Origin of the sequence: Litorivivens sp., assembly GCF_041625495.1 — a bacterium.
Classification (GTDB): domain Bacteria; phylum Pseudomonadota; class Gammaproteobacteria; order Pseudomonadales; family Spongiibacteraceae; genus Litorivivens.
The window spans coordinates 16,579-38,093 of the sequence record NZ_JBFJTH010000003.1 but is presented as its reverse complement, the minus strand read 5'-3'; the positions used below and the strand labels follow the sequence as shown (position 1 = coordinate 38,093).

Sequence of the window (21,515 nt, the reverse complement as noted above, 5' to 3'; positions counted from 1 at the left end):
CCACGTACACTGCGCCCAGCACTTACCTCCACCAGCCAGGTTGCCTCCATATCATGCAAAAATGCGCTTTTGGTTGTTCTACGGCCCTGTTATTTTATTGTACAGTACTGTTTAATAGTGAGGTCGCGCTGGCGGAAGGTCAGCCCCTGAAAACCAACAAGGCCCAAGCCATGCCCAGTGACAAAACAGCCCACCTGCAGCCGATTCCACCAGAACAATGGGACGAAGAGATTATGGATGCACTGGGCGCTTTTCCCTCTAGCCGAGACTTTGTTCTGGGCAAATGGAAAGAAGGTAGCGACGACCTGCGCGGCCGTAATACCCTGGGCTTTCTGGCCCATTATCCAGAGCTGGCCAAGGCCTACCTTACGCTGAACCGGCATGTTTCTGCTGGCACCTCCCTGAGCTTTCGCGACAAAGAAATCCTGATTCTGCGCACCGCGCGCCTGCGCCGCGCGGATAACGAGTTTGCCCAGCACATTATTCTTGGGCGCCGGGCCGGGTTGAGTGACACCCAATTGCTGCGGTTGATCGATGGCGCCAGCGCCGAGACCTGGGACTCGCAGGACGCCCTGCTAATTCGCGCTGCTGACGAGCTGTTTCTTCAGGCAAAAATCAGCACTGACACTTTGGACAGACTTAGTGCCCATTTTAACGACCGACAGATCATGGATATGGTTTTCCTGGCCGGCACCTATGCCATGCTCAGCAGCGCAATCAACACCTTTGCAATCCCTCTCGATTCCGGAATGGAAAGCTACGACCCCTTGATCCCGGTTTTTCTAAACAAACTGGAAAGCGAAAACTGATGCCAGACAATGCAGACAAGGCCAGTGAACTGGCAGGCACCGTAAAAAAAAGCAAGGCCCCGGCCATTTCTCGCGCCGCCGCCATTATGCGCCTGTTAGGAAAAAGTGAAACGCCACTGGGCTTGCAGGCCATTGCCCGCACGCTGAATCTCGTACCCAGCACATGCCTATATGTGCTGCGCGCACTCGTCGATGAAGAGTTTGTCGCCTTTGATCCCGATACCAAACGTTACTCGCTCGAGGCCGGCGTACTGACGCTGGCCCGCCACTGGCTACGCCGCAATCAGTTTACCGACTTGGCACAGCCTGCCCTGAATCGTCTGAGCCAACAGTTTGATGTCACCGTTTTGGGCGTCCACATTGTCGGTCTGGAACATATCGTCGTGGTGGCAAATGCCCAATCCGGCAACACTTTTCAAATTAGCGCCCAGATTGGCAGTCGCTTTCCAGCACTGATCAGTGCCACTGGCCGCTGTATAGCGGCGTTTGGGGATATTCCCGATGATGAGCTCGAAGCGCGTTTTCGCGCCCTGCGGTGGGACGACCCACCCTCGTTCAAACAATGGCTGGCACAAATTGATACCACGCGTCAGCAGGGCTTTGCAGTGGATGAAGGTAACTATATCTCGGGGGTCACCGTGCTGGCCGCGCCGGTGTGGAAATCCCGGGACAAGCTCAGTCACGCTCTAGTCGCCATTGGTCTTGGCAGCGCACTGCAGCGATCCGGTCTACCGGAATTACAGCAGACCCTGCTGGCATCTGCGCGCCAGCTATCAGAACAACTATGCGGCGAAATACATTCCTGAGAGATTAACGAACGCTCCCAAAGCAAGAGGATAATAACAGATGAACCCCACCCACTCCGCGAAAGCTGAATGGCAAAACTTTTGGTTCGTGCCGGTATCTGCCGGGCTGGGTTATGCCACCGCCGTCATGTATGTCTATTCCATGGGTCCCTTTATCGAACCGATTACCCAGGAATTTGGTTGGTCACGAGCGCAGGTTTCCTCTGGTATTACCATCGCAGCATTTCTCAGCGCAATATTCTGCATCCCTATAGGCATTCTGGTAGATCGCATTGGCCCGCGCCGCGTAGGTTTATTCGGTGTGACCGCCATGTGTGGTGCAGTTGCACTGCTCAGTACGGCAACCGGCGACCAGGCAAACTGGACAATCCTCTGGGTAATACTGGCCTTCGCCACGCTTTGGGTGCAGGCCACCGTATGGACCAGCGCCGTTAACAGCCGCTTTGTTGCCTCGCGCGGGCTCGCGCTTGCCATTACCCTGTCCGGCGCGTCGCTTGCGGCTACTATCTTTCCCTTTATTGCCACCGTGCTGATCGCCAAGTTCGGCTGGCGCGGCGCTTATCTGGGCCTGAGCATGGGCTGGCTGGCACTGATACTGCCCTTTATGTTCTTCTGTTTTAAAGGGGCACAAGATGAAGTGCTCGCCAACGCAAACGACGACAGAAAAGAAACCGTACTCACTGGCTTAACATTGCAAGAGGGCTTGCGTTCCGGCGCACTATATAAACTTGTCATGGCGGGTGGCTTCTTCGCGTTTACCGCCATCGGCACTGTTGTCCACTTCGTTCCTATTTTGACAGACAGCGGGGCCGAACCGCTGAAGGCGGCGAGTGTTGCTTCGTTAATTGGCATTTTTTCACTGGTGGGACGACTCGGCACCGGGTTTCTTCTCGACCGGTTTCCCGGCCATCTGGTGGGCGCTATCGCTTTTATCATTCCGATTATTGCCTGCGCTCTGTTACTTACCGACGGCGCCAGCACGCTCAACCAGACGCTGGCGGCAATCATTTTCGGACTGACACTTGGATCGGAAGTCGATGTGATTGCCTATCTCGCCGCCAAGTATTTCGGCTTGAAAAACTTTGGTGCGCTGTATGGTGCCATGGTAATGGCGCTGTCCATGGGCACCGCATTCGGTCCACTGGGGGCTGGTGCACTGTACGATCACTACCAGAGCTACGATCAATTTCTGATGCTCACTGCCGTGTTAATGGGCCTAAGCGCGATTGCGCTATTTTCACTGGCTTCCACACCCACCGCAGATGCCCGACTGGCAAAAATGGCCGAAGCTGAGGCCGGATAACGGCAGCGATTCGCGTAACGATACATAGCCGACAGGCGCAAGGACATTTCTGAATGAAGCCAGTAACCATTATCACCGGTGGCGCAGGCGGCATGGGCCTCGCTACAGCGAAAATTCTCGGCGCTGATCACACTGTGCTGTTGGCCGATGTAGATCAACAGCGGCTCGACAATGCCCTGGCCGAATTGCATGCATTGAATATCTCGGCCGATAGCGCCGTGTGCGACATAACCGATCGCGCCTCCATCGACGGACTATTCAAACAGGCGGCAAAGCTCGGTCGACTTGCCAGCGTTATTCATACTGCGGGGCTGAGCCCGCAAATGGCAGACGCCGAAACCATTATGCGGGTCAATGCGTTAGGCACCATCTATCTCGCGGACGCTGTACTCAACATAGCCAGTGAAGGAGTTGCGCTGGTCAACGTCGCATCAATGGCAGGTCACATGATGCCCACGGCCTTGATGCCTACACGAGCCTACCGACACGCATTGAGCAACCCCGAAAAATTTTTGCACAAAGCACTCTTTCCAACCCGGCTTATGCCCAAGGACTTTTACAAAAAGGGGCTTGCTTACGGCATCAGCAAAAATTTTGTGATGTGGTATACCCGCAAACGAGCCGCCGACTTCGGCGTCAAAGGCGCACGTATTGTCTCGGTTTCACCAGGCAGTTTTGATACAGCCATGGGGCGACTGGAAGAACAAAGTGGCTCAGCAGAAATGCTGAAAACCGCCGCACTAAAGCGCTTTGGTAAACCAGAAGAGATCGCCAATGTGCTCGCATTTTGCGCGAGCGACAAGGCGGGTTATCTGACAGGTGTCGATATTCTGTGTGATGGCGGGGTCGTAGCCGGGAGGTCCTAGCTACTCTGCCGCCACCGAAGGGGTAGGAAAGACTTATTCCGCCGCTGGCACAAAGCCCAACATGCCTTTGATCTCCAGATACTCGTGAAAACCAAATTCGCCCCACTCACGACCATTGCCACTTTTCTTGTAACCACCAAAGGGGCAGTTAAAGTCAAAGCCGTCGTTAATGGAGACCCAACCGGTTCGCATACGGCGCGCAACGTTCTGGCAGGTTTTCAAATCAGCGCCGTACACACCACCGGCCAGACCATATTCGCTGTCGTTGGCGATGCGAATGGCATCGTCAAGATCGTCGTAACCGATAATCACCTGCACCGGACCGAAGATTTCTTCACGCGCAATAGTCATCTCGTTAGTCGCATTGGCAAACAGGGTTGGTTTGACATACCAGCCTTTGTCCAGACCTTCAGGACGGCCTGTGCCGCCAGCGACCAGCGTGGCACCTTCTTCAATACCTTTTTCGATATACTGTTGGATCGAATTGAACTGAGCCTTTGAAACCACAGGCCCCATTGAAAACTCGCCGTTTGGGTCACCCACAGTAACACCCGCTATGGCAGCCTTTCCGGCTTCGATTGCCTCGGCCATACGTGCCTTTGGCACCAGCAAACGTGTTGTCGCACTGCACGTTTGCCCGGAGTTCATCATCATGCCGGCAACACCCTTGCCCACATTCTCCGCAAACTGCTCGTCATCGAGCACAATCAATGCACTTTTGCCGCCCAGTTCCTGGGTTACACGTTTAACGGTATCGGCGGCGTTACGCGCCACTTCGATACCAGCACCTTCCGAGCCGGTAATGGAAACCATATCCACATCGGGGTGACGCGACAGCTCAGTGCCAATCACCGACCCTTTACCCTGAACCAGATTAAAGACGCCCGCTGGAACGCCTGCGGCATCCATGATTTCAGTAAATATCTGGGCGGAAAAATGGGCTTCCTGTGAAGGCTTCAGTACCACTGTGCAGCCCGCTGCGATTGCCGGGAATACCTTCACCGCTATCTGATTAACGGGCCAGTTCCAAGGCGTAATCATAGCGCAGACACCCACTGGTTCATAACGCACCATGGTTTGACCTTTGAGCTCTTCGAAATCGAAATTTTTCAGCACGTCAATAGCGGTACCCAAGTGACCTGCGCCGAGTGCGCAATGAAAGCCCTGCGCCAGAGCTTGGGGCGCACCCATTTCTTCGGTGATCGCTGCGCCAAGGTCGCTCTGACGTTTTTCGTATTCGGCCTGAATGCGCTCCAACAATGCCAGACGCTCTTCTTTAGTCGTTTGCGACCAGCTCGCAAACGCTTTCTTGGCAGCCGCCACGGCGCGATCCACATCAGCTTTGGTTCCCAGCGCGATCTTGCCAGATACGGCCTCAGTAGCCGGATTAATGGTTTCGGTTGCGGTCATTTCAATGGGATCTACCCATTGACCATCAATGTAGAACTGCAGATATTCACGCATGACTCTAATCCTTTGGGCAGGTTATTTTTTCAGTAAGCTACGTCAGCTGCATCGGCTCCGTAGCCTGGTTTGAAATCGGTATACCAGGATTTAAACTCTTCATAGTTCGGTGCTTCCATGGCATTTGCCACCGGATCAATAGGCACATGAATTACGGTGCATTTGCCGCTGGCCACAGCCGCTTCAACCGCCGGTGCAATATCGCTTTCACAGTCCACAAACACGCCTTCGGCGCCAAAGCCTTTGGCAATAGTGTCAAAACGAACTGTTTTACCCCAGTGGGCTTCTGTTTCAGGTGAATCCGGCGCTACTTGCTTGCGCCAGCACCCCACCTCTAGGCCCCAGGCGTTATCAACGCCCACGACCACCACTACTGGAAGATTTTTCCGCACCGCGGTTTCCAGCTCGGCAATGTGAAACATAAAAGAGGAATCACCGGTTACCAGTACCACTGGACGCTCGCCGTTAGACGCAATGGCGGCGCCAATCGCATAGGGCAATCCGGTACCCAGATGCCCTGTATTCTGATTCCATACCAAATCGCTCGGCGCGTACTGAGTATAAGTCCAGCCGAAGATAGTCACAGAACCCCCGTCAGCCGCATAGATCGTGTTCGCGGGCAAGGTGCGGGTGGCTTCAAAGATAAATTTAGCCGGGTGGATCATGTCGCGATTGCTAGGCACTTCGGCGCGCAGCTTCGCTTTAAAATCTTTCTGCAACTGAACCCAGCTGTTGAATTCCGCTGACGGTTCGCGTGGCGTCGACTTGATCGCGTTAATCAGCTGCGGCACCACATCTCGCAGGTCGCCTACTAACGGCACATCAATCGGCCGGTTAACGCCAAAGGCCATCGTGTCACGCTCGATGTAGATCCACTTGCGATTGGCGTCGTTCTTTTCCCAGTGGCGACCTATGCCCATATGGGAAGGCTCACCCAGCTCGGTGCCGATCGCGATACACAGATCCGATGCTTCTGCCGCTGCGACTCCCGCTGGCGAAAAGCCGTAGGCAAAGGTGCGGTCTTCCATGCCTTTGATGGTCATGGCGCAGCCTGACGTCTGCAGGATGGGGCAGGCCATCAGTTTGGCCAGCTTACCCACCACCTCGTGCGAACGGGAGGTGAACATCCCCTGACCTACCAGTAATACCGGATTTTTAGCCTGACGAATCAGCTCAGCGGCCTTTTCAATCGACGGACCGCCGGCGGGCTGATAGGTCAAACGGTATTGCTCAGGCGCTAGCGCTGGCAACCAGTCTCGCTCTTCATGAATGACACTGAGCGGCAGTTCCACATACGCAGGACCGGGCTTACCGGTCGTGACTTGACGAATCGCCTCACGCACCACTTCGTCAACCTGATCAGCATCTTCTACAATGCCACAATATTTCATCATGGGTTTGAAGTGGCTGACCTGATCCATAAATTGGATTCGACCTTTGCGCACCCGCTGATAGGCAATACTGGAACGTTGCCCGCCGAAGAAGATGGTGGGCGAATTTTCCTTGGCCGCCACAATCATCGCTGCGGCAAGATTGGAAATGCCGGGCCCTTGGGTGCCAAAACAGACACCGGGTTTGCCGGTCATCCGAGACCAGGCATCTGCCATAAACCCTCCGGCCTGCTCATGGTGGGGAGCGACGACATTCCAGCCACGCCCCTCACAAGTCATCGCCATATGGATAAACCCCGGATCGGGGATACCAAAAAGAGTATTGATACCTTCAACTTCGAGCAGGTCGACTATGCGTTCATAAACGGGGGTAGGCATTTGGGGTCTCCAAAGTATTCGATAATTCAGCCAAACTGCGAACTATCTTTTATAAGGGGAATGTTCTACTCGGCCACTTCTGCCTCAGGGAAAAGATCGAGATGTGGGCACAATTAAAACCACCCTCACCCCAGCCCTCTCCCTGAGAGCGAGGGGGCAATTATTCATCCAGCCACGACTATTCCTGCAATTAGTCGCCCAGCAATTTCGGCGCACCCGCCCCATTCATGTAGCGGGTTAAATGCCGATGAAAATTCGTAATTTTCTGTTCCTGATGCGGGTTTGGCAGCGTACCGCGGAAACCGCGAGACTTCATCCCCTTCTGCACCCATTCCATGTTAGCGAAATCTTGCGCCAGCACCTTGCCCCATTTTTCCGGCGTCGGCTCGGCGTAAACCCACTCGGTTTTGGGCTCTTCACCTTCAGGGAAACGTTCCAGTGCATAGGATTCAAAAATGCAGTAATTCGGATCGTCCTTGTAAGGCCGAGTGCGGTAACACAGCGCAAAAGTAATACCTTGCAAAATGGTCTGGTTCGGGAACAAGCTCCAGGCCAGGCCGGCTTCTGATTGCTGTTCAGGGGTGATCTCTGGCCAGATGACTCCGCGTTTTGCGTCGTCGGCTTTCGCCGACTTCATCCAATGACTCATTACGTCTTGCACTGGCGTGCCTTCAGGCAACTCGTCTTTCAGACGACTGGCGGCATTGATCAGAGTTTCGGTAGAAGCGGCAAAGTTAACCGTTTCGTAGTTTTCTTTCGCCAATTCGTAGGTAGAGATGCGGGGATCGCCCAGACCGGCCCGGGCAACGCCGCTGCTCTGTGCGGTCTTCTTGCTGGCATCACGTTCATCAAAGCCACTGACGCCGTGCAAGCCGTACGGTTTACTGTAGGCATAGAACTGGCCGTATTTCAGCAACTGGGAGTGCGTTCCAGACACATGGTATGGCTCCATAAAGGCTTCGATCGCGGTTTTCCAGTTACAGGGGTAAATCGCCCACTGCCGCCATTTATAACGCATTTTCTCAAACTGGTATGGACTTAAAATACGGTCCACTTCGCCGAGAAAATCCAGTAGCGGCTCGCAATCCGGATCCATATTGATATAGATCCAGCCACCCCAAGTATCGACTTTTACAGGCGACAGACAGGTGCGCTCCTTTTTCTCTAATGCGCCTTTCCAATCGTCTTTATCGAGGATAAATGTGTTGTTGCCTTCAAGATCGTAAGTCCAACCATGGAAGCCGCAGACAAAATTTTTCTTTTTTCCTGTTACGCAGTTCACGTCGTCTGGCGTATTCACCAGCTGTCGACCACGGTGGGGACACACGTTGTGAAAAGCTCGCAGTTCATTGTCATCGACACGGATGATGACAATAGAATCGTCGGCAATATTGTAGGTGATGAAATCACCCACCTCGGGAATATCTTCTTCCCGCGCAGCCATGTTCCAGACCTTGGGCCACAGCAGTTCTTTTTCTTGCTCAGCGTATTTTCTAGAAACAAAGGCCTCCACCGGATAGGTCAGTGGCTCGCCCAGATCTTCGTCCGTCAGTTCTCTATACTTATCCATGACATCCTCCGATTTGCATTGCCCGATATTGACGACACTATTGGTCATCAGTGTCGAGCATAAGCCCGTCAAGATTACCGGCTTGTCGCCAGTCTGCAAGTAACTTTTGAAACGCTGCCCAGCCTGGCCCATATCCCTCGCCGAGATAGAAGCGATAAATAGGTTCACCCTTGCTGTTTACTTTGGCTTCCCCCTCATTATTGAAATAACTGGGGGTGCACTCCTTCACAAAGTCAGTATTGTCGATGGCCGTTTCGCGCAGGTGTTTTACGTAAGCCGCTTCAGCTTCCTCACTGGGTTCCATCGCCAGGATGCCGCGCTCAAGCCCGGTTTTGATCATATAAGTGATGTGCTCACCCTGCTTACTGTACTGCTCGGTCGTGGTGGCGTTGAGGCCGCCTTGGTAGTAACCGATAAAGAACATATTGGGGAACTTACTGGTGGTCATACCGTGCAGCGTTTTGTAGCCATCCGCCCAATGATCGTAGATGGAGGTTCCGTCGCGACCTTCGAATACGTCGATACCCCAGCGCCGGTCCAGGTCACTGGTCACCTCGAAGCCGCTGGCAAAAATCATGCAATCGATGCCGTATTCCTGACCGTTGGCAATAAAACCGTGTTCAGTCATGGCTTCGACGCCCTGTGTTTCGGCAACATCAATGAGCTCCACATTAGGCTGATTGAAGGTGGCGTAATATTCGTTGTTTGACAGCGGGCGCTTACACAGGAATCGGTACCAGGGCTTGAGCGCCTCGGCGGTATCCTTGTCGTCGATCAGCTTTTCCACCCGACGACGCATACGCTCCATCACCCGGTGCTCCATTTGGCTGCGACGCTCCATAAACTGCTCAACGGAAAGTTGGGGCCAGCCTTCTGCCTCCATTTCTGCAGACATATTGCGGGCAATCTCAGTCCAGAAATCGCAAATCAGGTCTGTATCGCCAGGCAGGATGGTGGATTCCATGGCCGCGCGATGAAAATTGGCCTGTCGCTCGGCCTGCCAGCCCGGTTTCAAGGCTTTGACCCACTGTGCATCTGTCGGTGGGTTGGGACGTGCATCTACAGTGGAGGGAGTACGCTGCAGAACATAGAGCTTTTTCGCATACTTCCCCAAATAAGGAATAGCCTGAATAGCCGTGGCGCCAGTGCCGATAATGGCCACCCTTTTGTCGGCCAGCTTATCCAGCACCGGGTTGTCGTAATCACCGCCGGTATAGTCGTAATCCCAACGGGCCGTGTGGAACATTTTGCCTTTAAACTTATCGATGCCCGCCATGCCCGGCAATTTCGGAATATTAAGCAGGCCGTTGGCCATAATCACAAAGCGGGCGCGGATTTCATCGCCTCGGTCCGTGGCAATACGCCAGCGCTTGATGGACTCGTCCCAACGCATGCCTTCCACCATCGTGTGAAATAGGGCGTTGTCGTAGAGTTCAAAGCGTTTTGCAATCTGCTGCATGTAACCATAGATTTCTTTGCCGTCTGAAAACTTCTGTGACGGCATAAAACCCATTTCTTCCAACAGTGGCAGGTAACAGTAAGCATCGTTATCGCACTGCACACCCGGGTAACGGTTCCAGTACCAGACACCGCCAAAATCACCCGCGTGATCAATATTGCGAAAACTGGTGATGCCGGCTTTGCGCAGATGCACCGAGGTGGTCAGCCCCGACCAGCCCGCGCCCAATACCGCCACATCAAGATCCTCAACAATGGCGTCACGAGGCGCCACCGGAGTGTGCGGATCCCCTTCGTAGGTGTCGGCAAAATTATCTACGGGCCGCACATACTGACTCTGGCCTTCCTTTCGAAGGCGCTTCTCACGCTCCAGCCGATATTTCTCGTTGACCGCCGCAACGTCAATTTCGTCAATCGGTGGAACATCAGTCGGATTACATTTCATGGCAGACCTTTTTGCTTACATGGACGCATTGAGGCAATACGTCCTGACAAATTCAGAGTAACCGGGATGCTATTACAAAATCAACAGTGTTGTCTACTTGCCAGGCTGACAAACCCCCTATGCCGAATTACAAAGCTTTCATCAATAAGGATTGCCAGCCGAGGGCTGTTGCGGTAATAATTATGAACCATAGAGTTTCACTTTTAATAAAGCGACTCTTTTAAAGACAGTTGGGGCCTTGTCACGGGCACCAATGCACTAACCGCTGGCTATAACGACAAGGTTTTCATTTTATGAGCGCACAGACCGACGGCCCCGTATACTGGGACCCTTACCGCCCAGACCTGGGCAAAGACCCCTACCCCACATTCAAGCGCATGCGCAACGAAGCTCCCCTCTACTTCAACGAGGAGTACAACTTCTATGCGCTGAGCAAATTTGCAGATATCGACAAGCACTTTGGCAACACCGAGATTTTCAGTTCAGCGCGCAGCGACATCATGGAATTCATCCGTGAAGACATCGACGTACCGCCGGGCATGTTTATCTGGCACGATCCGCCGATGCATACCGCTTATCGCAGCATCGTGACCCGGGTTTTCACTCCCAAGCGCATGAATGCCCTTGAGCAACAGATTCGCGATTTTTGCGCCAAGTGCCTCGATCCATTGGTCGGCAAGGACAAAATCGACTTTATCTCCGATCTGGGTGACCACCTGCCTGGCGGTGTTATCGGCATGCTGCTGGGCATTCCCGAGCAGGATCAGCAGGCCGTGCGTGAGCGTATTGAGTCATCTCTGCGTACTGAAGAAGGCAAGCCAATGACAGCCGAGCAGGCCTCCTATACCGGTGAAGGTTTTGAGGACTATATCGACTGGCGCATGCAGAATCCCTCAGACGACCTGATGACCGAGCTGCTCAATGCTGAATTCACTGACCCGGAAGGCGTCAAGCGCAAACTCACCCGCGATGAAGTACTGATCTTTGTTAACGTGATAGCCGGCGCCGGCAACGAAACCACCGCCAAGCTGATTGGCTGGATGGGCAAGCTGCTAGGAGAAAACCCAGAGCAACGCCGCCAAATTGCCGCAGACCCCAAGCTGATCAACCCGGCCATTGAGGAAATCCTGCGCATGGAACCGCCCGGCCCCTCCGTTGCCCGCCACGTTACTCAAGATGTCGAAATTCATGGACAGGTCGTGCCTGCGGGCAGCGTCATGCTGTTTCTGCTGGCCTCGGCCAACCGCGATGAAGATCGTTACACCAATGGCGAGCAATTTGATATTCACCGCAAAGATCCGCCGCACATTACTTTTGGTCGTGGCGTACATGCCTGCCTAGGTGCTGCGTTAGCGCGCGTGGAAGGTCGTGTTGCGTTGGAGGAAATCCTGAAACGCTTCCCGGACTGGACCGTAGATTTGGAGAACGCCAAGCTGTCTTCCTCATCTTCAACCCGCGGCTGGGACAACATGCCGGTCATCATAGGCTAAGGCGAATGGTTTGGGGCGAGCGTCCGGTGCGCTCCCCCAAATCGCGTAACCATAGAGAACAGTCATGGCACAAATTACTTTTATCGAATTTGACGGCACCGAACACGTGCTGGACATCGACAATGGCACCTCCATTATGCAAGCCGCCATCGACCACAACGTGCGCGGCATTATGGCGGACTGCGGCGGGGCCTGCTCCTGCGCTACCTGCCATGTGTACATAGACCCGCAGTTTGCAGACAAACTGAGCGACAAAAGTGAGATGGAAGACATTCTGCTGGAAGAAGTCTGCGAGCCCGCCGAAACCAGCCGGCTGTCTTGCCAGATTAGCGTATCGGATGAGCTCGACGGCATGGTAGTTCGCATGCCTGAACGACAGATCTAACGCGCCGGCAGACTGTGCACTGCAGACGGGGCCACGCCCCGTTACGTCCCTTTAACGAGCCACGGCATTTTACGGTACACTGGCTGCCCCGTTAGCCGATTCGACCAACACCACCGATGCCCAACAAAATATATCGCCCACATTTTTCGACCACATCGGACGCGCGTGTAGTGCGCACCCGCGAGGCATTGCGCAAGGCCATGCTGGATTTGCTGTCCACCAAGCCATTTGAACAGATTACCATCCGCGAACTGGCCGCAGATGCAGGCATTGGCTATACCACTTTCTTTCGGCATCATCCAACCAAGGAATCCCTGCTGGAAGAAATTGCTACAGAGGAAATCCGGCAGTTGATCGACTACACCTTGGTGACATTCAATGCCAGCGATACCGACACTGCGTCGCTTGCACTGTGCCAATACGTCGATCAGCACCGGACACTGTGGAGCACGCTGCTGACCGGTGGAGCCGCCAGCGCACTGCGCGATGAGTTTGTGCGCGTAGCGCAGGAGGTGGCCGCCCACACCCCCGAACAGAGCGACTGGCTACCCGCAGAATTTGGCGTCATTCTTGTGGCCAGTAGCACTATTGAGCTCCTCGCCTGGTGGCTGCGACAGGACGATCCCATGCCGCTCGAAAAAATCGCTGAAATCTATCGCCGCGCTGTTTTGGGGCCGGTATTCACTCTTCAGGAAAACGCCGCCGAAGCCTAACTGCACGGCGCGATCCTCCTCATATAACCGATGGGGTTAGCGCTATAGCGATGCAAATAGCGCACTATCAGCACAGCACTTGTGCCCACCGACCCAATTTTTCGGATCTCCATGCCATACGATACACGGCGCAGCCCCCGTACCTCCTGATACCTGACTGCGGTCACGCTCTGAATAAAAGCGCGCGCATTACGGGCCCACGTTAAGAACCACACTATTTCATTTGAAATCATCTCCACGTATAATGCTCAACAGTGGTGTCTATTAAATATAGCTTGGGCAGTGCCATCAAGTCATTACCCAATAAGGGAAGATAGGTGCCAATTCACGGACTGAAAGGTGAGTTATGAAAGACAAAAGACAAATTTTAATGAGCAGCCTGTCGTTAACGGTTGGCGCTGCGGCGGTGACACCTCAGGTTTCGGCGCAGGATACGGTGCGAAGCGCTCTGCTGGAAGAGGTTGTGGTCACGGCCCAGCGCAAAGAAGAAAGCGCCCAGGACGTCGCCATCTCGATCACGGTATTCGATCAAGAACAGATCGCCAATGTCAACATGACCAACTCCAATGATATTGCGACCTATACGCCATCGCTGACTACCAATACCCGCTTCGGGCCGGAAAACGCGACCTTTTCTATTCGCGGCTTTACCCGCTCACTGCGAACGACGGCCTCGGTTGGCGTTTACTTCGCCGAGGTAATTGCACCACGCGGCCAGACGTCGCAAACATCTGGTGACGGCGCCGGGCCGGGCTCATTGTTTGATCTGGCAAACGTTCAGGTACTGAAAGGCCCCCAGGGTACCTTGTTTGGCCGCAATACCACTGGCGGATCAATCCTGCTCGTACCCAACAAACCAAGCGACGAATTCGAAGCCTACGTTGAATTCTCAGAAAGCAACTACAGTTCTTCACGCCAGCAGGCGGTGGCCAATTTTTCCCTGACCGACACCTTCCACATGCGTTTCGGGGTAGACCACAACGAGCGCGACGGTCACCTGAACAACATTACCAACATTGGCGCAGATAAACTGGGCAATGTCGACTACACGGCTTTTCGCCTGAGCGCGGTGTGGGACATCAATGAGTCGATGGAAAACTACACCATCCTCACCGACGTGGATTCCGACACTGCCGGTTACACCTCTCGTTTATTTGCCTGCAATAACGAGAGCAACAACGATCCTACCCAGCAGATCATTGGGGTCTTCACCAATCAGGGTTGTAATGACCAGCTGGAAATGCAGCGCGAAACCGGTCAGGACGGGTACTACGATATCGTCAGCACGGTGAAAACACCGATCACGACAATCAAGGAAAAGCGTCTAATCAACACCTTCACTTGGGATATCAACGAAAGCATTACGCTGAAAAACATTCTGGCCTATGCCCATCTGGAAACCGAAAACGGTTCTGATATTTTCGGCACCCGATTTCCCGACGTAGTGGGTAACGTATTGCCACTGCCCGTTGCTGTTCCCGGTGCCTTCGACCCCAACCGAGAGTTCTCAGTGGGTCTGTCCATCGTCAATCCAAACTACCCGGTTACCAGCCAGGAAACCTACGTAGCAGAAGTTCAGCTCCAGGGCCTGACCTCAGACAGCCGCTTGGAATGGCAGGCAGGCGTCTACTACGAAAACAGTGTGCCCGATGGTCCGTCAGGCAATACATCAGCCGGTACTATTTCCTGCGACAACTCCACACTGGAAGGCGATCCCTCCGAGTACAACTGCTTCGATGTAACCGGCGGTGTGCTTGGCAGTGTAATCGTGAACGAATTTGAAACTGAATACGTTAACAAAGCGGCATATGCTCAGGCTTCTTACGATTTTCTGGAATCTCTGACCGGCACCCTCGGCGTTCGCTATACGTGGGACGACACCTACGGCTACGGCAAGAAAACCCGCTACCCCTATGTGGGTGAACAACAGCAGCAGCCGGTTATTCAGGTCACCGAGCCTGAGCAATCCAGCGAAGCACCAACCGGCCTGTTGGAAGTACAGTACCGTCCGTGGCAAGAAACCATGCTGTACGCAAAATACATTCGCGGTTACCGTCAGGGCAGCGTGAACGCGGCGGTTGATCCCGGCATTGATACCTTTGAAGCCGAAAAAGTCGACACCTACGAGATTGGCGCCAAAACAGCCTTTGGCGGCCCGATTCCCGGTCGCTTCAACGTCGCTATCTTTGATAACGACTTTGAAAACATGCAGCTGCAAACCGGCTATATCAACGAAACGTCAGCCCAGACCGTAGCGATTTTCAACGCCGGCAAATCCACTATCAAAGGCTTTGAAGCAGAAGCTTTCCTGCAGCTTTACGACGGACTTACGCTGGCCCTATCCTATTCCAAGCTCGACACGGAACTTGAAGAACAGGAAGACACCCGAGCCAAAGTTGCCGCCTCGGCGGGCACACTTGGCGGCGCCACCGCCACACCCATTGCCGACGAAGGCGACGAGCTGCCGTTTGCCCCGGAAAGCGCCTGGGTAGCCTCATTGAACTACAACCTGCCGCTACCACTGAGTTGGGGTGTTGTTGAAACCGGCATCACCTACGTATACACCGGTGAACAGCGCGCAGCGGCATCCAGTACCTCGCCCTTTGCTATGCTGCCTGCCTACGAACTGTTTAATGCGAACGCAGATTGGTACGGCATCTTCGGCAGCAACGTAGACCTGTCGCTATATGCCACCAACCTGAAAGATGAAGAGTATGCGACATATGTTTCCGGCACCTACACCGTACTGGGCTTCGAATCGCGCATGAGTGGCCTGCCGAAAATGTACGGCGCCCGCCTGCGCTACACCTTTTAAGCCTTTTCGCAGCTACCAAAGGGAGCCCTTGGGCTCCCTTTTTTGTGGCAGAGATTTGCTCACACAAGCGACATTTAATGAAACTCAGGGTTCCACTACTTGTCGCAGGCATGTTATAAACCAACAGCACTGTTCAATAATAAATTTCACGGCGAGGACATCCTATGAGCAGCCAGAATTCCACACTGCGCGTTGTTCAATGGGCCACCGGCAAGGTTGGTTCACGGGCCATGCGCGCGGTCATTCAGCATCCCCATCTAGAGTTGGTCGGTCTCTATGTACACAGCGCAGCCAAAGAAGGCAAAGACGCCGGCGAGCTTATCGGACTGCCGGCAACCGGTATTAAAGCCACCCGCTCCATCGACGATGTAGTCGCATTGAAACCCGATTGCGTGCTCTATATGCAGGAAGGCGCCAATCTGGATGACATCTGCCGTCTACTCGAAGCAGGTATCAATATCGTCACCACTCGCAATGAATTTTTCTATGCGCCGAAGATGCGCCCTGAGTTTCGCGAGCGCGTTTTGGCCGCCTGTCAAAAAGGTAATAGCAGCCTGCACGCCACCGGCTCCAGCCCGGGCTTTATTACCGAAGCGATTCCGGTAGTACTGACCTCGCTAGCACGACGCGTAGACTGCGTTACGATCGACGAATACGCCTACATTCCCGAATCCTGCTCACCTGAAATGGTATTTGATGTAATGGGCTATGGCCGTGAAGCCACCGGCGAGTTTGACCAGGGTATGCTCCAGCATATGGCTGAAGGTTTTGAGCAATCGCTTACCTCCACCTCCGTGGCCTTGGGACTTGAGATAGACGAGGTGAAAGCTTTTGGCGAGACTGCAAACGCCACGTCGCGTATTAAAATTGCAGAAGATGCGTATATCGAGCCGGGCACGGTTGCTGCCCAGCGTATTACCATCGCCGGCATACGCAACGGCAAGCCACTGATACAACTGCGCGCCAACTGGTACTGTGCGACCGAGCTGGATCGCGAATGGGAGCTGGGTGATACCGGTTGGCGAGTCAATGTCGAAGGCGACACGCCGCTGGATGTTCGACTCAACATGCCCCGCACCGATGAGCCGGTGGCCGAGCAGATGGGTGGATATACCGCGCACCGCGCGGTGAATGCTATCGAAGCGGTGTGTGCCGCCAGCCCCGGCGTAAAAACCACTGCAGAGTTGCCGCAAGTGATAGCGCGACTCGGCTAATGACTTCGCGAGTGGGCAGCAATACCAGTCTGCTCGCGAATCTTTGCCGACTACTTGCACCTTACTTGGGCCGCGTCACACTCCAAACCCCGGTCGCTTCCATCACCGCCTCACCCTCAACGCTAAGGGTTCCCCGAGCAAACACCAGCTTTTGCCCCTGGCGCAGTATTTCAGCATCCAGCACTATAAAGGCCGGGGGCCTTACGGCAGCCAGAAAGTGGCTGTCCAGATGGACGGTTGAACAGAATGCGCGATCAGTTGCCTCCCAGATGATCAGCGACATGCCGTGATCGAGGAAGCTCATCAACACACCGCCATGCAACATTCCCTGCGCGTTCGCGTGGCGTTCATCGACCTGCAGTGCGTACTGAAAGCCCTGCTCAGTCTTGCGGGTACACAGGGCTTCCATCGAGGCTGGAATACCCTTCATCTCGCGTCGTTTCCAGCCCTCGGGTACTGTCAGCTCCTGACTCACGTTTTTTCTGCCGCCAAGCGCTGCACGGCCTGCTCAATCAGCTCCTTGGCCTTAACTTTGGCGCTACCGGTCATTTCCAGCTCGTCTTCGGCAAAGAACAGCACGCGACGCGGTACTTTAAAGGCGGCCAATTTTTCCTTGGCGAAGTTGCGTACCTGATCTTCGGTAATCTCCGCGCCATCCACCGGCACAATACAAGACACCACGATTTCGCCCAGTAATTCGTCGGGTACGCCGACCGTTTTGGTAACTTTCACACCGGGACACTTCGCCAGTACGATATCTATCTCGACCGGGGACACATTGGCACCACCTGTTTTGATAATGTCGTTAATGCGACCTTCCCAATGCAGACGGCCGCGCTCGTCGAAAAAGCCGCCGTCACCCGTACGAAAAAAACCTTCATCGTCGAGCACATCATCCATCGGGATTCCGATGTAGTTCAGCATCAGGGTGGGGCCCTTCACGGCAATTTCACCACTCTCGCCGATGGGTTTAATCTCACCAGTGAGCGGGTCAACGATCTTGAAGGTATTGCCTGCCACTGGAATGCCGTGGGTGCCCGCTGCGATGTCATCCGGCGTATTGGCTGGAAACATGGAGCTGATGGTAAACGTTTCGGTATTGCCGTAGGCCTTCTGAGCATCCACCCAGTTGGAATTCACCGTAGGATGTGCTGCGACTGGCGAGTTCTTATCGATATACACCAGAGATGAGAGATCGACATCGTTCCAGTTTTTGGCATCAGTCAGCTGCGCCCACTGGTGCGGCCACGCGGCAATAAAAGTAACCTTTTCCTGTTCGATCAGCGACAAGGCTTCTTCGGCCTGAAAGGTTGGCTGCAAAATCATGCTGCCGCCAGCGGACAAGGTGCTGCCCAAGGCCCATGCAAAGTTACCGGAGAAGAAAAAGCCGTTGGCTGACCAACTGCGCACGTCGTCGCCAAACTGCAGCCACTGGCGCCAGCGCCACATTTGCAGACACACACCACGATGGGCGCTGAGGATGCCTTTCGGCTTCCCCGTAGATCCTGACGAGAAAAACAATACACCCGGATCGGCCGGCACCACATTTTCCAGAATACTGTCGATTAGGGCCATCGGCGTTTCGTCGGCGCAGGCCTGAAAGGCTTCCCAACCTTCAATACCGCCCTCACCACTTTCGCTGTCCATCATCGACAAATGGCGCAGAAACGGGAATTTTCTAGAACGCAGTTCCCCGGGCGCGCAGCTTTTCAACTGCGGTTCCAGCTCAATCAGAATATCGGCGAAATCTTTCTTAAGTACTTTGCGCTCGAACAACAACACAGAGCAGGCCGAAGATTCCAGTAGGATTTCCAGTTCCGCAGCCGTTGAAAAAGTATTCATGGTTGTGGCCACGCCACCCGCCAGTGCCGTACCGAATGTGCTTGTCAGAAACTCGTAGCGGTTGGTCGCGAGAATGCCGACCCGCGTACCTTTAGTGACGCCTTTGGCGACCAGTGCTCTAGCAAGTCGCACAGAATCATTCCACAGATCCTTATAGGACCAGCGCTGTGCAGAATCTCCCGTGCGCATTACCGCAGCTTCACAGTCCGCGTAACGCGTGGAGACTTCCTTCAAAAAACTACCCAGTGTCAGGGCGCCGACGCCCTCCTCTTCACTGAGCGGAATGCCTTTGACCAGGGATTGGTTACCCACGATTTCTGCCAGTTGCATCATGATAATTCCTGTCAGTCTGCCTTATGTCGAATCGATTTACTTCTTGGATGCCATGGCAAAGCTATAGCGCAAATGATCCATATGACCGCTCGGCACAGGAGCAAACACCAGCGGCTGATCCGCGTTACGAATCGCTTCAATACGCTCACCCACCTGTTCTATGGTCCAACTTGGCTGATACACACCGGGCGATTCTGCCGGGAATGCACGTGCAATACGTCCGGCTGCCGATGACAGCATTTCGCCACTGACAGAACAGGATTCGTGAGCCAACCAACCAACAGTGGGCGCAACCAGATCCGGATCCATCGGCGGGAAAGCGCTGGTGTCCACACCGGCCGACATACGCGTTACCGCTGCGGGCAGTATCACGTTGCTCTTGATCCCATAGTCCGCACCCTCCAGCGCCGCCACATTCGACATGGCGATCAACCCGCCCTTGGCCACACTGTAGTTCATCACACCGGCATTGCCGTAGAGACCATTGATCGAACCGGTCATCACGATTCTGCCGTAACCGGCTTTTTTCATCGCGGAAAAAGCCGGCTTCAATACATGAAAGCCACCGCGCAGGTGAACGTCCAGAACCGATTCGAAATCTTCTACGCTCATCTCTTCGATAGGCGAACGGCGCACGATACCGGCATTATGAATCAGGATATCAATACGGCCAAAGGTATCGAGGGCGGACTGCACGATGGCCTGCCCACCTTCCGGTGTGGCAACGGAATCGGTATTGGCCACCGCTTCACCGCCCGCCGCTTTGATTTCACTGACCACCGCATCCGCCGGGCCTTCCTCAGTGCTGTCGCCTTCCATGCTGACACCGGGGTCATTGATAACCACTTTAGCGCCGCGCGAAGCAAGCAAAAGTGCATAGGCGCGGCCGAGACCGCGACCGGCACCTGTGATGACGGCAACGCGGTTATTAAATCTCAGTTCTGTCATGTTGTTCTCCTTTTTATAATAGGAGTGTCAGCCTACGATATTTCGGCTGCGAAGCTCCCCAATGCGAGCCTCATCCAAATTCAATATGTCCGCCAATACCTCATTGGTATTTTGCCCCAACACAGGCGGCGCGCTGGGAATAGCCTGATCCGCACCGGGGTATTTGATCGGACGGTTAACGATGGGTATGGTGCCCAGGGTTTTGTGATCTGTCTCGACCACCATATTGCGGGCTTTCGCCTGCGGCTGATTCAGAGCTTCGGTAATCCCCAGAATCGGTGCGTGCGGCACCTGATGCTCGGTAAACAATTCGACCAGTGCATCTACCGTGTGTTGTTCGGTAAAGGACGCCACAATCGCGTTAACATTTTCGCGTGCATTGCGCCGCTTTTCGATGGTGTTAAAGCGCCCGTCGTTTTCCAGCTCAGGCTGGGCTATAGCCTTGCATATGCGCCCCCAGAAGTTATTGGTCAAACACGCAACGATGATTGATCCATCACTTGCGGGAAACGCGCCATAAGGTACTAGGTTAGGGTGCTGAGATCCGACCGGCTTGGGATCTTCGCCGGTAAAAAATGCGAGCTGAGCCAGATAGCCCAGCATACCCATCATGCCGTCCATCAGACTAATATCAATAAGTCGACCTTTACCGGTAGTATTGCGTTCGTGCAAGGCACCGAGAATCGCAATCGGGCCATTGATACCCCCGATCAGATCACCCAGTGGAATACCGAGTTTGGTGGGCAATCCACCCGGTTCACCATTGACACTCATGGCACCGGACATAGCCTGCAAAACAATGTCAAAAGAAGGACGGTCCCGCAACGGGCCATCTTGCCCAAAACCGGAAATCGCACAGTAAATCAGACCGGGGTTGATCGCGGACAAGACCTCATAACTCAATCCCAGGCGATCCATTACACCGGGCCGATAGTTTTCAATCAGGATGTCGCACTTGGCCGCCAAATCTTTGACCAGCTGTACGCCCTCTTCGGTTTTCAGATCGATAACAATACTTTTTTTGCCGCGATTGATAGCGAGGTAGTAGTGGCTTTCACCGTCGCGAAAAGGCGGAAATGTGCGGGTTTCATCACCGCTGCCCGGGGGCTCTACTTTGATCACCTCTGCACCGAGATCGGCCAACGCCAACGACGCCGAAGGGCCAGCCAGAACCCGAGTCAGATCCAGTACACGGACATCTTGTAAGGGGCCAGCCCAGCCACGTTCTGTTGTCATTATCGTCCTTTACCGTACTTCTCTGTACGGGGGAAATCTCACCACCACA

General features: G+C 54.2%; 17 protein-coding genes. 9 read left to right on the top strand and 8 right to left on the bottom strand.

Annotated elements, in window-relative coordinates; all coding sequences use genetic code 11:
• Nucleotides 1-53 precede the first annotated feature (53 nt).
• From ABYP39_RS00810 to ABYP39_RS00795, 4 genes are read left to right on the top strand one after another with little or no spacing between them, the layout of a single operon-like run.
• On the top strand, nucleotides 54-809 hold the full coding sequence (locus tag ABYP39_RS00810; RefSeq protein WP_372780775.1) for a carboxymuconolactone decarboxylase family protein: 756 nt from the start codon (nucleotides 54-56) through the stop codon (nucleotides 807-809).
• Nucleotides 809-1,615 (top strand): IclR family transcriptional regulator, encoded by an 807-nt coding sequence (locus tag ABYP39_RS00805; protein WP_372780774.1) that lies wholly within the window; start codon nucleotides 809-811, stop codon nucleotides 1,613-1,615. The genes ABYP39_RS00810 and ABYP39_RS00805 overlap by 1 nt, the downstream gene beginning before the upstream one ends.
• A 40-nt stretch (nucleotides 1,616-1,655) precedes the next feature.
• Nucleotides 1,656-2,918: an MFS transporter gene (locus ABYP39_RS00800; RefSeq protein ID WP_372758557.1), complete on the top strand. Its 1,263-nt coding sequence runs from the start codon at nucleotides 1,656-1,658 to the stop codon at nucleotides 2,916-2,918.
• A 53-nt stretch (nucleotides 2,919-2,971) separates the two neighbouring features.
• Nucleotides 2,972-3,784, top strand: coding sequence for an SDR family oxidoreductase (locus ABYP39_RS00795; RefSeq protein WP_372749994.1), 813 nt, complete (start codon nucleotides 2,972-2,974; stop codon nucleotides 3,782-3,784).
• A 33-nt stretch (nucleotides 3,785-3,817) separates the two neighbouring features.
• Here ABYP39_RS00795 and ABYP39_RS00790 read toward each other — a convergent pair whose 3' ends face one another.
• From ABYP39_RS00790 to ABYP39_RS00775, 4 genes are all read right to left on the bottom strand, one after another.
• The gene (locus tag ABYP39_RS00790) at nucleotides 3,818-5,248 is read right to left on the bottom strand and encodes an aldehyde dehydrogenase family protein (protein WP_372780773.1); all 1,431 of its coding nucleotides are present in this window, start codon (nucleotides 5,246-5,248) and stop codon (nucleotides 3,818-3,820) included.
• Between the two features lie 29 nt (nucleotides 5,249-5,277).
• Nucleotides 5,278-7,017, bottom strand: a complete 1,740-nt coding sequence (locus tag ABYP39_RS00785) for a thiamine pyrophosphate-binding protein (protein WP_372780772.1) — start codon at nucleotides 7,015-7,017, stop codon at nucleotides 5,278-5,280.
• 190 nt (nucleotides 7,018-7,207) lie between these two features.
• Entirely contained in the window at nucleotides 7,208-8,587 is a 1,380-nt protein-coding gene (locus ABYP39_RS00780) for an SRPBCC family protein (RefSeq protein ID WP_372780771.1), read from the bottom strand.
• A gap of 37 nt (nucleotides 8,588-8,624) precedes the next feature.
• Nucleotides 8,625-10,490, bottom strand: coding sequence for a flavin-containing monooxygenase (locus ABYP39_RS00775; protein WP_372763758.1), 1,866 nt, complete (start codon nucleotides 10,488-10,490; stop codon nucleotides 8,625-8,627).
• A gap of 293 nt (nucleotides 10,491-10,783) precedes the next feature.
• On the opposite strand from ABYP39_RS00775, the gene ABYP39_RS00770 reads away from it, so the two are divergent.
• The 5 genes from ABYP39_RS00770 to ABYP39_RS00750 all read left to right on the top strand — a co-directional run bounded on the left by ABYP39_RS00770 (nucleotide 10,784) and on the right by ABYP39_RS00750 (nucleotide 17,107).
• Nucleotides 10,784-11,980, top strand: a complete 1,197-nt coding sequence (locus ABYP39_RS00770; protein WP_372747699.1) for a cytochrome P450 — start codon at nucleotides 10,784-10,786, stop codon at nucleotides 11,978-11,980.
• A gap of 64 nt (nucleotides 11,981-12,044) precedes the next feature.
• Entirely contained in the window at nucleotides 12,045-12,365 is a 321-nt protein-coding gene (locus tag ABYP39_RS00765; protein ID WP_372747700.1) for a 2Fe-2S iron-sulfur cluster-binding protein, read from the top strand.
• A 116-nt stretch (nucleotides 12,366-12,481) separates the two neighbouring features.
• The gene (locus ABYP39_RS00760; protein ID WP_372780770.1) at nucleotides 12,482-13,078 is read left to right on the top strand and encodes a TetR/AcrR family transcriptional regulator; all 597 of its coding nucleotides are present in this window, start codon (nucleotides 12,482-12,484) and stop codon (nucleotides 13,076-13,078) included.
• A gap of 370 nt (nucleotides 13,079-13,448) precedes the next feature.
• Nucleotides 13,449-15,893: a TonB-dependent receptor gene (locus ABYP39_RS00755; protein ID WP_372780769.1), complete on the top strand. Its 2,445-nt coding sequence runs from the start codon at nucleotides 13,449-13,451 to the stop codon at nucleotides 15,891-15,893.
• 164 nt (nucleotides 15,894-16,057) lie between these two features.
• The gene (locus ABYP39_RS00750; RefSeq protein WP_372747703.1) at nucleotides 16,058-17,107 is read left to right on the top strand and encodes a dihydrodipicolinate reductase; all 1,050 of its coding nucleotides are present in this window, start codon (nucleotides 16,058-16,060) and stop codon (nucleotides 17,105-17,107) included.
• A 61-nt stretch (nucleotides 17,108-17,168) separates the two neighbouring features.
• Here ABYP39_RS00750 and ABYP39_RS00745 read toward each other — a convergent pair whose 3' ends face one another.
• The 4 genes from ABYP39_RS00745 to ABYP39_RS00730 are packed head-to-tail and all read right to left on the bottom strand — an operon-like array spanning nucleotide 17,169 to nucleotide 21,466.
• Nucleotides 17,169-17,582, bottom strand: coding sequence for a PaaI family thioesterase (locus tag ABYP39_RS00745; RefSeq protein ID WP_372747704.1), 414 nt, complete (start codon nucleotides 17,580-17,582; stop codon nucleotides 17,169-17,171).
• Nucleotides 17,579-19,282 (bottom strand): class I adenylate-forming enzyme family protein, encoded by a 1,704-nt coding sequence (locus ABYP39_RS00740; RefSeq protein WP_372780768.1) that lies wholly within the window; start codon nucleotides 19,280-19,282, stop codon nucleotides 17,579-17,581. The genes ABYP39_RS00745 and ABYP39_RS00740 overlap by 4 nt, the downstream gene beginning before the upstream one ends.
• Before the next feature lie 36 nt (nucleotides 19,283-19,318).
• A complete protein-coding gene (locus ABYP39_RS00735; RefSeq protein WP_372747706.1) occupies nucleotides 19,319-20,230 on the bottom strand; it encodes an SDR family NAD(P)-dependent oxidoreductase in 912 nt (303 codons plus the stop codon).
• 27 nt (nucleotides 20,231-20,257) lie between these two features.
• The gene (locus ABYP39_RS00730; RefSeq protein WP_372764088.1) at nucleotides 20,258-21,466 is read right to left on the bottom strand and encodes a CaiB/BaiF CoA transferase family protein; all 1,209 of its coding nucleotides are present in this window, start codon (nucleotides 21,464-21,466) and stop codon (nucleotides 20,258-20,260) included.
• Nucleotides 21,467-21,515: the final 49 nt, after the last annotated feature.

Bases quoted from the DNA above. Each gene is read 5' to 3' on its own strand.
- ABYP39_RS00810 (WP_372780775.1), top strand. From the start codon at position 54: ATGCAAAAATGCGCTTTTGGTTGTTCTACGGCCCTGTTATTTTATTGT.
- ABYP39_RS00805 (WP_372780774.1), top strand. From the start codon at position 809: ATGCCAGACAATGCAGACAAGGCCAGTGAACTGGCAGGCACCGTAAAA.
- ABYP39_RS00800 (WP_372758557.1), top strand. From the start codon at position 1,656: ATGAACCCCACCCACTCCGCGAAAGCTGAATGGCAAAACTTTTGGTTC.
- ABYP39_RS00795 (WP_372749994.1), top strand. From the start codon at position 2,972: ATGAAGCCAGTAACCATTATCACCGGTGGCGCAGGCGGCATGGGCCTC.
- ABYP39_RS00790 (WP_372780773.1), bottom strand. From the start codon at position 5,248: ATGCGTGAATATCTGCAGTTCTACATTGATGGTCAATGGGTAGATCCC.
- ABYP39_RS00785 (WP_372780772.1), bottom strand. From the start codon at position 7,017: ATGCCTACCCCCGTTTATGAACGCATAGTCGACCTGCTCGAAGTTGAA.
- ABYP39_RS00780 (WP_372780771.1), bottom strand. From the start codon at position 8,587: ATGGATAAGTATAGAGAACTGACGGACGAAGATCTGGGCGAGCCACTG.
- ABYP39_RS00775 (WP_372763758.1), bottom strand. From the start codon at position 10,490: ATGAAATGTAATCCGACTGATGTTCCACCGATTGACGAAATTGACGTT.
- ABYP39_RS00770 (WP_372747699.1), top strand. From the start codon at position 10,784: ATGAGCGCACAGACCGACGGCCCCGTATACTGGGACCCTTACCGCCCA.
- ABYP39_RS00765 (WP_372747700.1), top strand. From the start codon at position 12,045: ATGGCACAAATTACTTTTATCGAATTTGACGGCACCGAACACGTGCTG.
- ABYP39_RS00760 (WP_372780770.1), top strand. From the start codon at position 12,482: ATGCCCAACAAAATATATCGCCCACATTTTTCGACCACATCGGACGCG.
- ABYP39_RS00755 (WP_372780769.1), top strand. From the start codon at position 13,449: ATGAGCAGCCTGTCGTTAACGGTTGGCGCTGCGGCGGTGACACCTCAG.
- ABYP39_RS00750 (WP_372747703.1), top strand. From the start codon at position 16,058: ATGAGCAGCCAGAATTCCACACTGCGCGTTGTTCAATGGGCCACCGGC.
- ABYP39_RS00740 (WP_372780768.1), bottom strand. From the start codon at position 19,282: ATGATGCAACTGGCAGAAATCGTGGGTAACCAATCCCTGGTCAAAGGC.
- ABYP39_RS00735 (WP_372747706.1), bottom strand. From the start codon at position 20,230: ATGACAGAACTGAGATTTAATAACCGCGTTGCCGTCATCACAGGTGCC.
- ABYP39_RS00730 (WP_372764088.1), bottom strand. From the start codon at position 21,466: ATGACAACAGAACGTGGCTGGGCTGGCCCCTTACAAGATGTCCGTGTA.